Origin of the sequence: Arthrobacter sp. SLBN-83 (assembly GCF_006715285.1) — a bacterium.
Lineage (GTDB): Bacteria > Actinomycetota > Actinomycetes > Actinomycetales > Micrococcaceae > Arthrobacter.
Window position 1 is genome coordinate 1132706 of sequence record NZ_VFMX01000001.1, and the last position, 11460, is coordinate 1144165.

The window sequence follows — 11460 nt, forward strand, 5'->3', positions numbered from 1 at the left end:
CTATTGCGTTTCGGGTACGGCTGATGCTGTAGGTACGGCCGCCATGCGGGCTGCCACCTTGACGGCGTCGAGGCTTGAGCCGACGTCGTGGACGCGGACCGCCCAGGCGCCGCGGTAGGCGCTGATGGCGGTAATGGCCGCCGTGGCGCCGTCCCGTTCCTCGGGAGCGGCGGCTTTCCCGGCCACGGTGAGCAGGGTGCCCAGGAAGCGCTTGCGGGAGGCGCCCACCAGGACCTTGTGGCCCAGGCTGTCCAGCTGGTCCAGGTTTTGCAGCAGTTCCCAGTTCTGGGCGTCGTTCTTGGCGAATCCCAGGCCCGGATCGATGATGATTTGTTCCGGGCTGACGCCGGCGGCATAAAGCTTGTCGCGCACTCCCGCCAGTTCCGCCACCACTTCCCCGGCAACATCGGTGTACTCGGCAAGCGAGTTCATGGTTCGGGCGTCGCCGCGGCGGTGGGTGAGCACGTAGGGCACCTTGGACGCTGCCACGAACTCCGCCATTTCAGGCTCGATGCTCAGTCCCGAAATGTCGTTGATGATGGCGGCGCCTGCCTTGACTGCCGCTTCGGCAGTGGAGGCGTGGGTGGTGTCGATGCTGACCAGGGCGCCGGCCTTGACCAGGGCCTCGATCACGGGCAGGACCCGGCGCTGCTCTTCGTCCGGGCTGACGTCGTCCGCACCCGGCCTGGTGGACTCGCCGCCGACGTCGATGATGTCCGCACCGGCGTAGAACATCCGCAGGCCGGCCGCGATGGCGGTGTCCGCCGTGTCGTGCTTTCCGCCGTCGCTGAAGGAATCAGGGGTGACATTCAGGATGCCCATGACCAGGGTCCGCCCCGTGGGCAGGTCTTGGAAGCGCGCAACCGGGCGGGGCTTGCGCAGGATGGGCAGTGGGGAGGTTGCGGGCCCCGTTCCGGGGGCTGCAGCGAGTGAATCCATGGGTATGTGGTTACCTTCCGAGGATGAGGCTCATGGCTTCGGCACGGGTGGCCGGGTCATGAAGCTGCCCGCGGACCGCACTGGTGACGGTCTTCGCTCCGGGCTTGCGGATGCCGCGCATGGACATGCACATGTGCTCGCATTCAACAACGACGATGGCGCCGCGGGGCTTGAGGTGGCTGACCAGCGCTTCGACGATCTCAGTGGTGAGCCGTTCCTGCACCTGCGGCCGTCGGGCGTACATATCCACCACCCGGGCAAGCTTGCTCAGCCCGGTGACCCTTCCGTCATGCGAGGGGATGTAGCCAACATGGGCCACGCCGTGGAACGGCACCAGGTGGTGCTCGCACGTGGAGTAGAAGGGAATGTCCTTGACCAGGACCAGTTCCTCGTGGTCCAGGTCAAAGGTGGTGGAAAGAATTTCCGCAGGATCGTGGTGCAGCCCGGCGAACATCTCGGCATACGCCTTCGCCACCCTTTTGGGGGTGTCCAGGAGGCCGCCGCGGTCCGGGTCCTCGCCGATGGCAAGGAGGATTTCGCGGACGGCCGCCTCGATCCTTGGCCGGTCCACCCTATGGCTTGTCGAATGCTGGGAACCGTCCTCCGCCGGATATCCGGCGGAGGCGGGAACGTCGTCGTCGTCGAAGGAAGTCACAGGGAAAGCTTAGCCGCGAAGGGTGTCAGGCCCCGAGTCGGTGACTCCGCCCTTGAAGGGTGCATCCTCCGGCACGCCCTGCGGGTGCGGGGGCTGTGCGTCCAGCGGCTCGTCCAGCCGGGCCTTCTTCGCTTCTTCCTGCGCTTCACGCTCTGCCCGCTCCCGGCGGGTCTCCACCGGTCCGGCCAGGACGGGGCGGGTTTCCTTGGACAGCCACACCTCGCGGAAGTCGCGCTTGCGCACGTCCCGGAAGATGTCGGCGATCTCAGCCTGGTTAAGGGTTTCCCGCTCCAGCAGCTCAAGGGCCAGCAGGTCCAGGATGTCGCGGTTCTCCGTGAGGATTTCGTAGGCCTCATCGTGGGCCTGCTCAATCAGGCGGCGCACTTCCTCATCCACCACGTAGGCGATCTGGTCCGAGTAGTTGCGCTCATGCCCGGCGTCGCGACCCAGGAAGGGTTCGCCGCCGCCCTGGCCCAGGCGCACGGCACCGACCCGTTCGCTCATGCCGTATTCGGTGACCATCTTGCGTGCGGTGCCGGTGGCCTTCTCAATGTCGTTCGAAGCACCGGTGGAGGGGTCGTGGAAGACGATCTCCTCGGCAACGCGGCCGCCCATGGCGTAGGCCATCTGGTCCAGGAGCTCGTTGCGGGTGACGGAGTACTTGTCATTCTCCGGAACCACCATGGTGTAGCCCAGGGCACGTCCGCGGGGAAGGATGGTGATCTTGGTGACCGGGGCCGAGTTCCGCAGCGCAGCGGCCACCAGGGCGTGGCCGCCTTCGTGGTATGCGGTGATCTTGCGCTCGTGTTCCTTCATGACGCGGCTGCGCTTCTGCGGCCCGGCCATGACGCGGTCGATCGCTTCGTCAAGCGCGCGGTCATCGATCAGGTTGGCGTTGGAGCGCGCGGTGAGCAGTGCTGCCTCGTTGAGGACGTTGGCGAGGTCCGCACCGGTGTAGCCGGGGGTCTTCTTGGCCACAGCCTTGAGGTCGACGCCGGGCGCCATCGGCTTGCCCTTGGCGTGCACCTGCAGGATCTGGTCGCGGCCGATCAGGTCCGGCGCTTCCACCGAAACCTGGCGGTCGAAACGGCCGGGCCGCAGCAGCGCGGGGTCCAGGACGTCGGGCCGGTTGGTGGCGGCGATCAGGATCACGTTGGTCTTGACGTCGAAGCCGTCCATCTCCACCAGCAACTGGTTGAGGGTCTGCTCGCGTTCGTCGTTGCCGCCGCCGATGCCGGCGCCGCGGTGGCGGCCAACGGCATCGATTTCATCCACGAAGATGATGGCCGGCGAGTTGGCCTTGGCCTGCTCAAAGAGGTCGCGGACGCGGGACGCGCCGACACCGACGAACATTTCAACGAAGTCCGAGCCCGAGATGGAGAAGAAGGGCACGCCTGCTTCGCCGGCAACTGCGCGGGCCAGCAGGGTCTTACCGGTGCCTGGAGGGCCGTAGAGCAGCACGCCCTTGGGGATCTTGGCGCCCACCGCCTGGAACTTGGCCGGTTCCTGCAGGAATTCCTTGATTTCCTGCAGTTCCTCCACGGCCTCGTCCGCACCTGCGACGTCAGCGAAGGTGACCTGCGGCATGTCCTTGCTGACCATCTTGGCCTTGGACTTGCCGAACTGCATGATCTTGGAGCCGCCGCCCTGCATGCGAGTCATCAGGAACCAGAAGAGGGCGCCCAGCAGGATGACGGGGATCAGGAGGGAGAGCAGGCCGGAGAACCAGTTGCTTTCGATCGGCTGGTCCGTGAAGCCCTGGGCAGGCTTGGCGTCGGTGACAGCCTTCACTACGTCCTGGGCACGGGCATCGACGAAGAAGAACTGGACACTCTTGCCCTTGTCCTGCCCGTCCAGCTGCAGGTCGTCCTTCAGCGTGAGGTCAACACGGTTCTCGCCGTCGAAGATCTTGGCCTGCTCCACCTTGTTGCCGGAGAGCAGTTCCAGGCCCTTGTCCGTGTCGATCCGGGCCGCACCGCCGGGGGCGAGCGTTGCAAAAGCCACGAGGAGCAGACCGACCACAACGACGATCCAGATGCCCGGGCCTTTGAAGAAGTTCTTAGCTTTCATCTGTTCGGGGGCTGGCCCCGTCCTTCCGGTAGTGCTTCACGGCGAGTACTCTGCGCCCGTGATGGTGCTGCGTCAGCTTCTAGCTATACACCGTCCGGAGTACATCACGCATAGCGAAAAGCAAAAGTTCCCTGTGGGCGTAGCGGGGCAGACAGCGCACCAAATGCGTTGGAAGGGCCTGGGTTTACTCGTAGACGTGCGGGGCCAAGGTTCCGACGAAGTCCAGGTTGCGGTACTTCTCGGCGTAGTCCAGGCCGTAGCCCACCACGAACTCGTTGGGGATGTCGTAGCCGACGTACTTGACGTCGATCTCCACTTTGGCAGCGGTGGGCTTGCGGAACGCGGTGCAGATTTCCACCGAGGCGGTCCCGCGGGATTCCAGGTTGGTCTTGAGCCAGGACAGGGTGAGGCCGGAGTCTATGATGTCCTCGACGATCAGCACGTCCTTGCCCATGAGGTCCGTGTCCAGGTCCTTCAAGATGCGCACCACACCGGAGGACTGGGTTCCCGAACCGTAGGAGGACACGGCCATCCAGTCCATGGAAATGTGGCTGTGCAGTGCCCGGGCCAGGTCCGCCATAACCATCACGGCGCCCTTGAGGACGCCCACAATGAGGATCTCGCGGCCTTCGTAGTCCTTGTCGATCTGCGCAGCGAGTTCGGTGATCCGCTGCTGGATCTGCTCCCTGGAGTAGAGAACGTGCTTGAGGTCTGCCTGGACGTCGTTTGAATCCACCAATGGCTCCTGTTTAGATGCGGGGTGCGACTATTTTGCGGGCGGTTTTTGAGGCCGGAATACTAGCTTCCCACAGCGCGCCCGTTCGCGGGGAACAGAAGGGCCGCCCCCGGACGCAGCCGGGCCGGCGTTGCCCTTGGATTCCTCCAACTGCGCCAGCGACAACCGGTACACACTTACGCCACCGGGAAGCTCAACAGGACCGGCCGAACCCTGCCGCCGCAGCAGCGCTTCCGCCGCCAAAAGGCGCTGGTAACTGGGCTGCTGCCCGCCGACGTCGGCCGCTGCCTTGGCGATCACCCGGAACCGGATGGCCGGGGCCAAGGCGCGCAACACCTCCTCCGGCAGGCTCAGTTCGCCGTCGTCCCGTTCCACGAGCGCTGCGTAGGTGCTTTCCGCCACATCCTCCAGGTAGTCGGCGTCCAGTTGCAGGATGGCGGCGGTCCGGGCCAGTGATTCGGCCACGCCGGGGCCGAGTTTTTCCTCAAGGTGCGGGAGGACCTCCACGCGGGTCCGCGACCGCGCAAAGGCGGGATCGGCGTTGGTGGGGTCGTGCCAGGGGTCCAGCTCCTCCACCGCGCAGATCTCCTCCGTGTCTGCCCGGCGGAGCCCCAGGAAAGGGCGGAGCAGTTTGCCCCGGGTTGGGCGCATGCCGGCGAGCGAGCGGGTGCCGGAGCCGCGGGCCAGGCCCAGCAGTACCTGTTCGGCCTGGTCGTCCAGGGTGTGGCCCAACAGGATTGCCTCCGCGCCCTGTTCCGCGGCGGCGGCTTCGAGGGCCGCGTGCCGGGCCTCGCGGGCAGCTGCTTCCGGGCCCATGCCGGCGCCGGCCACGGTGACGGTCCGGATTTCCACTGGTGAGAGGCCAAGCTCCTGCAATGCCCGGGCGGTGCGGGCGGCGATGTCAGCCGATCCGGCCTGCAGCTGGTGGTCCACCACCGCGGCCCCCACGGTGACAGGGTGGCCGTCCACGTGGCCGCGGCGGGCGAAGTAGGATGCGACGGCGGCGAGCGCCAGGGAATCCGGGCCACCGCTGCATGCCACCATGACGTGGCGGGGGTAACCCGCGTCCGCCAAGGCGTTCTGCAGCATTTTGCGCGCAGTGCCGACGACGGGCGAAAGCCTTCCGGGCCGGCGTCGTCCGCTGGGCATGGCGGCAGGCGCCGCTTCCGGCAACTGGGCGTCAGGCAATCAGAGGCCCATCCGCTCAAGCCACAGCTTGGCGTCGTGGATTTCGGGCTCGGTGGGCAGGTGGTCCGCCGACTCCCAGACCTTGTTGAACCCGTCCATGCCTGCCACATCCACCACGGCGCGGACAAACCGGGCGCCGTCGGAGTACTGGCGCATCTTGGCGTCCAGGCCCAGGAGGCTGCGGATGAACTTCTCCACCACGCCGCGGTCCTTGCCGCGGTCGTTGAAGCGCTGCCGGATGGTCTTTACGGACGGAACGATACTGGCGTCCACGGCATCCATCACCACGTTCGCGTGGCCTTCGAGCAGGCTCATCACCGCTGTTAGGTGTGAAATGGCGGCCTTTTCCTCCGGGTCCTGCAGCAGGTCCAGGATGGCGCCGCGGCGGGGCGCGTCACCGGTTGCGGAGCGGTCCTTCAGGGACCGGGCGGCAGCGGAGGCCCGCTCCATCAGGGAATCGACGTTGCCCAGGAGGTGTCCGCTGAGGTTGTCGATTTGCTCCAGCATGTGGTGGCGCAGCCAGGGTGCTGCCGCAAACTGGACGCGGTGGGTTTGCTCGTGGAGGCACACCCAGAGCCGGAAATCCTCCGGCGTGACGTTGAGTTCGCGCTCCACGGAGACGATGTTCGGTGCCACCAGCAGGAGCCGGCCTCCTGCCGGAGCCGTGGAGTTCTCGGCCAGTGCCGCGAACGGATCGTACTGGCCCAGGACCTTGCTGGACAGGAAGGCCAGGACGGCGCCCAACTGGCTGCCGGTGATGGCACCGCTGACACTGGCCGCAGAGGGGCTCAGGGATCCGCGCCGGCTGTCCAGCATCTTCTGCATGGCAGGCTTGAGCATCACAGCGAAGCTTTGGGTGTTGGCCTTGGCCCAAGACGCCCGGTCCACCACCAGCACCGAGGAGTCGCGTAGATCGCGTGCTGCCTCCAGCCCGGTGATTTCGTGGACGTGCGGCACAGAGGCGTCCGCAAGACGGCGCAGGCTGTCCACGGCCTCGCCGATGGCCTTTTCGTCAAGCACGGGACCGGCCGGAGCCAGCCGCGCTGCGGTGGAAGCAGCGAGGTCCCAATTGATCAGGGCCTGCGCCTGGTCGGGCTGGACCCCACTGGATTGGGCCCCGTTGGACTGGGCTGCTGAGGACAACGTCGATGCGGACTCGCGCGCAGTGGACTCCATGAGTCCCATCAGAACACAGCAGGCTGGGGATCGTCCTTAAGTTCGCTCACCGGCGAACTTCCACAGCCGCTGCACAGGAGGCCGAAAGCGCGGCCCCATCCACGCCAGCCAAGCTGGAAGCGCAGGAAGAATCCGCCCCGAAGGAGGCCGCCATGATCCCCTACCGCCCTGTTCCTCCCCTTGCCGCAGGCCCGCGCAAGGGCTGGGCATCGGTGCTTGCCGCCGTCGTGATGGCTGCATTCCTGGGAGTCCAGCCGCAGTAGCGGCAGCAGCACTAGCGGCAGCCGCAGCCTGCAAGCGCCGTGGCCGCCCTGTCCAGTGCTTCCTTGTTGCCGGCCGCCCCGGGCGTCAGGCCGTTTCCGAGGAACGAGAACACCAGGAGCCTGCCGTCGGCGTCCACCACATAGCCGCTCAGCGCCAGCACCGTGTTCAAAGTCCCGGTCTTGGCCCGCACCAGCCCGGCGCCCCCGGAGGTGGTGGCGTCTCCGTACCGCATGTCCAAAGTGCCGGACAAGCCACCCACCGGGAAGCCGTCCAGGACGGTACGAAGCCTGGTATCGGCACCGGTGGTAATGGCCCGCACCACGTCCGTGAACTGGCGGGCGGAAACCTGGTTGCCCATGGCCAGCCCGCAAACATCCACGAGCTTCATGGTGCCCGGGGACAAGCCCGCGGCCCCGGCTTCGGCAGCGACCACCGCGGTGGCGCCGTCATTGCTGCCCGGCCGCCCCGTGGCCACCGCCGCCATGCGCCCCATGGTCTCGGCCAGGTAATTGTCCGAGACCTGCAGCATGAGGTTCACCTGCTCCGCCACTGTGGCGGAGTCAGCGACGGCGAGGACTGCGGCGTTGGATGGGGAAGCTCCGGGTGAACGTTCGACGGCGGCCGCTACGGTGAGTCCCGCGCCGGCACCTGCCGCACGGAGCCGGGAAGCGAATTCCTGGGCCGCAGCCATGGCGGAGTCCTGTGGGCGGGGACCGGTGGTGACGGCGGGATCGAACCGCGCGGAGTTCAGCGCCAGCGGGTACAGCGGGGCGATTTCCCCGGCCTCCACGTCGCCGGACTGCCAGTTGGGGTTCAATGCGGGACCTGTAAAGAGGGAGTCATCCACCAACAAGGTGACTTCCCCCGTGGTGCCGGCGGCCTGCAGAGCCTGCACGGTAGCTGCGGCAAGCGTGGCGAGGCCCGCGTGGCCCATCACCTGTTCCGGCTGCGACTCCCCGGCGCCCAGTAGGACGTCGCCGCCGCCCACCAGCACCACCTGTCCCGGGGCAGTGCCTTGAACCACCTTGGTGCTGAACCGGTGGTCGGGGCCGAGGGTTCGCAGCGCGGCGAGCGCCGTCAGCAGCTTCAGGTTCGACGCCGGCACCCGGCCGTCCGCGCCGCCCCGGTCAAAAAGGACCTGGCCCGTGAGCGCATCCTGCACCATGCCCGTGAAAGTACCGCCGCCGTCGGCCTTCAACACCGGGTCCACCTGCGCTGTCACTGCTTGCCGCGCGGGGACCGGGGCGGAGGGCTGGAGCGGGGCAAGCACCTGCGGGGCGGAAAGCGTGGCGGGCGGTTGCTGCCAAGCAGGCGGCGCCGGGGCGGGCGCCGGAGCCTGGGGACCACTAAACCCGGGGGCCACCAGCAGGGCTCCCGGGATGGCAAGGACGACCAGGATCAAGGCCGCCAGGGCCAGCGGCCAGGGCTTGCGCGGACGTTGGCCCTGGCTTTCCCGCCGGCTGGACCGACGGGCGCGCAACGGTTCCCCGCCGGTTGATTTGGTCATGCTGGTGCTGGTCCTCAAGTCCTGAAATTTCCCCACAAGTTCCTGATTCCAGGGCCTCTCGCTATATCCTCAATTGTAGTCGGCGGCACCGACACTCTTTTTTGCGGGCCCGTCAAGTGTGCCGCGCACCCCCTGCAATTGCCGAGGAGCATTCCCATGAAGCACGACGTGACCATCGAGATCCCCAAGGGATCACGCGTCAAGTACGAAGTTGACCACGAGACCGGCCGCGTCCGCCTGGACCGCGTCCTCTTCACCTCCATGCAGTACCCCACGCACTACGGGTACTTCGAGAACACCCTCGGCGAGGACGGCGACCCGCTGGACGCACTGGTGCTCCTGCAGGACTTCGACCTGCACCCTGGCGTCATCGTCGAGTCCCGCCCCATCGGCGTCTTCAACATGACCGACGACGGCGGCGGAGACGCCAAGATCCTGTGCGTTCCCGTGGATGCCCGCTTTGACCACATCCAGGAAGTCAGCGACGTCAACGAATTCCTGATCAAGGAAATCGAGCACTTCTTCACCCGTTACAAGGATCTGGAGCCCGGCAAGTGGGTCAAGGCCGAGGGCTGGGGCGACCGCGCCGCCGCCGAGGCCGAACTGGAAGCGTCCATCAAGCGCTACGTGCCCACCGGACACTGATCGTCCCCACCGTCTCCCTAACCTCGCTTCGCTCGGTCAGGGAACCTTGACGGCGTGGGCCCATACCAGAAGTCCCCGTCTGCTGGACAAATCCCCGCGCAACGCGAGGGGGAATTGTCCGGGAGGCGGGGACTTTCCGTTTGAACCGGCCCCAGGAAGTTGTGGCATGGTGGGGCTGTGAGTCCCGAGCCAGCCCTGACCTCCCAGCTTCTGTTCCACCCGCCCTGCGGCCCCGTCAGCGGATGGCGGGACAGTGACGTCATCCGTGCCACCGGCATCCCCTACGCCCGGGCCCAACGCTTCCAGCCGCCCGCGCCGGTCCCGGACTGGACTGCCGAGTTTGCCGCAACGTCCCTCTCCCCGGCGTGCCCGCAGGCACCGGTCCCATTCCTCGACGCCGTACTGGGCACCAAATACGGCGAACTGCCCGGCAGCGAGGACTGCCAGAACCTTTCGATCACCATGCCCGGCGACCTCGCTCCGGACGAAAAGCTGCCCGTCATGGTCTGGATCCACGGCGGTTCCTACACCACGGGGTCCGGCGACCTGGCAATCTTCGACCCTGCCCGGCTGGTGGCCGAGAACCGGGTCATCGTGGTTTCCGTGACGTACCGGCTTGGCTTGTTCGGTTTCCTGGCGACGCCTGCCGGGCGTCCCGGCAACCTTGGGCTCCTGGACCAGCTCGAGGCCTTCCGCTGGGTGCAGCGGAACATCGCTGCCTTCGGCGGCGACCCCGGCCGGGTTACGGCTTTCGGCCAGTCCGCCGGTGGTGATGCGATCGCCCACCTGATGGCCACATCGGAGGCGCCAGCCCTCTTCCAGCGCGCCATCATCCAGAGCGCGCCGCTGGGCATTACCCGGGGCCGGGCCAGGATGAACCATGCCATGGGCATCGCTGCCGATTCTGTGACCGGGAAGACGCCGGCCCTGGACGTGGTGGCCTTCGAAGCGCAGGTCACGCAGGTGGCCAAGAAGTTCGGCATGCTGGCGGCCATGCCGTTTGGCACCCAATACGGCCACGATCCGCTCCCCGAGGAGTCGGGGATCGAGGCGGCCTGGAATCGGACGGCCCCTGCCATCGAGGTGCTGATCGGGCATACCTCAGAGGAAGCGCGACTGTTCCTCCCCCGCAGTCCGCGGCTGATGCGCTTGGCCGGCGTTCCCTTGGTGGGTCCCGCCGCCGTCCGGGCCATCGACTGGGTGGTGACCGAGACCGTGTACGGAAGGGCAAACCGTCGCTTCGCCCGCCGGCATGCCAAGGCAGGCGGAAAAGTGCACCGCTACATCATGGACTGGCACGCGCCCGGCAACATCTTCGGCGCCGCCCACACCGTGGACCTGCCGCTGCTGCTGGGAAACCGGAAGACGTGGGATGGCGTGGGACTGATCGCCGGCGCCAACTGGGAGGATGTGGACATGACCGGCAGGGCGGTGAGGTCATTGTGGGCCGGTTTTGCCCGTGGGGATGACCTCGGTGAGGCTGGCGCAGTGGACGGCGCTCTCCACTACCGGCGCGTCTGACAGCTAATGAGAACCCTCGGCGTGGACCTCGCGGCAGCCACCAAGAAGACCGCCGGGGCGGTCATCGAATGGAGCGATAACCGGGCCAGGCTCGCCCACCTTGCCCTGGACGTGGACGACCAGGCAATCGTGGACCTGTTCGGCACCTGCGACATGACCGGCGTCGACTGTCCCGTGGGCTGGCCTGATGCACTGATCCCCTTCCTTGCCGGTCACCTGGACTTCGACGCCGCGCCCGTCCTGGAACACGATGGGATCGCGGGCCGGCGACTGCTGGCCTACCGGGACACCGACCGGTTCTGCACCGCCCAAACGGGACTGATCCCGCTCAGCGTTTCCGCGGACCGGCTGGCACATCCTGCCATGCGCTGCGCGGTGATCCAGGCGAAGATCGCGTCACTGCACGGCCCGCAACTCCGGGACGGATCCGGGCGGCTTGCCGAGGTGTACCCGGCGGCATCACTGAAGATCTGGGGCCTCAACGGGCGTGGCTACAAGGGCCGCGGCGTCCCCGAAGCCGAACGCCTAAGCCTCCTGCTGGCAGAACTCGAAAAGCAGGCGCCCTGGCTGGACCTGGCCGGGCACCGGGACCAAATCACTGCTTCGGACGACCTGTTTGACGCAGTCATCGCCTCGCTGACCGCCCGTGCCGTGGCCCGCCGTCGTACGCTCCTGCCGGATGCCGCCCACGCAGCCGCCGCCCGCAGCGAAGGCTGGATCCACCTTCCGTCCTGCGGCCTGGACGGACTCCCGGGCTAG

10 protein-coding genes are annotated in these 11460 nt (G+C 67.1%); 3 read left to right on the forward strand and 7 right to left on the reverse strand.

Translation table 11 applies throughout. From position 1 onward, the window contains the following. From folP to dacB, 7 genes are all read right to left on the reverse strand, one after another. Complete coding sequence (gene folP, locus FBY30_RS05155; protein WP_142131634.1) at positions 1 to 939, reverse strand: dihydropteroate synthase; 939 nt, start codon at positions 937 to 939, stop codon at positions 1 to 3. 10 nt (positions 940 to 949) lie between these two features. Continuing rightward, positions 950 to 1594: a GTP cyclohydrolase I FolE gene (gene folE / locus FBY30_RS05160; protein ID WP_142131636.1), complete on the reverse strand. Its 645-nt coding sequence runs from the start codon at positions 1592 to 1594 to the stop codon at positions 950 to 952. Positions 1595 to 1603: 9 nt separating this feature from the next. Further along, positions 1604 to 3664 carry an ATP-dependent zinc metalloprotease FtsH gene (ftsH, locus tag FBY30_RS05165; protein WP_142131638.1) on the reverse strand — a complete coding sequence of 687 codons (2061 nt, stop codon included), beginning with the start codon at positions 3662 to 3664 and terminating at the stop codon, positions 1604 to 1606. A 184-nt stretch (positions 3665 to 3848) separates the two neighbouring features. After that, complete coding sequence (gene hpt, locus FBY30_RS05170; RefSeq protein WP_142042755.1) at positions 3849 to 4400, reverse strand: hypoxanthine phosphoribosyltransferase; 552 nt, start codon at positions 4398 to 4400, stop codon at positions 3849 to 3851. Positions 4401 to 4430: 30 nt separating this feature from the next. Beyond that, entirely contained in the window at positions 4431 to 5489 is a 1059-nt protein-coding gene (gene tilS, locus FBY30_RS05175; RefSeq protein ID WP_200830749.1) for a tRNA lysidine(34) synthetase TilS, read from the reverse strand. A 99-nt stretch (positions 5490 to 5588) separates the two neighbouring features. Continuing rightward, positions 5589 to 6764: a zinc-dependent metalloprotease gene (locus FBY30_RS05180; protein ID WP_142134926.1), complete on the reverse strand. Its 1176-nt coding sequence runs from the start codon at positions 6762 to 6764 to the stop codon at positions 5589 to 5591. Between the two features lie 274 nt (positions 6765 to 7038). Beyond that, positions 7039 to 8535, reverse strand: a complete 1497-nt coding sequence (dacB, locus tag FBY30_RS05185; protein WP_142131640.1) for a D-alanyl-D-alanine carboxypeptidase/D-alanyl-D-alanine endopeptidase — start codon at positions 8533 to 8535, stop codon at positions 7039 to 7041. Positions 8536 to 8691: 156 nt separating this feature from the next. Here dacB and FBY30_RS05190 point away from each other — a divergent pair, with 156 nt between their 5' ends. From FBY30_RS05190 to FBY30_RS05200, 3 genes are all read left to right on the forward strand, one after another. Further along, the gene (locus FBY30_RS05190) at positions 8692 to 9180 is read left to right on the forward strand and encodes an inorganic diphosphatase (RefSeq protein WP_018762663.1); all 489 of its coding nucleotides are present in this window, start codon (positions 8692 to 8694) and stop codon (positions 9178 to 9180) included. Positions 9181 to 9357: 177 nt separating this feature from the next. Beyond that, on the forward strand, positions 9358 to 10701 hold the full coding sequence (locus FBY30_RS05195) for a carboxylesterase family protein (RefSeq protein ID WP_142131643.1): 1344 nt from the start codon (positions 9358 to 9360) through the stop codon (positions 10699 to 10701). Between the two features lie 6 nt (positions 10702 to 10707). Continuing rightward, the gene (locus FBY30_RS05200) at positions 10708 to 11460 is read left to right on the forward strand and encodes a DUF429 domain-containing protein (protein WP_142131645.1); all 753 of its coding nucleotides are present in this window, start codon (positions 10708 to 10710) and stop codon (positions 11458 to 11460) included.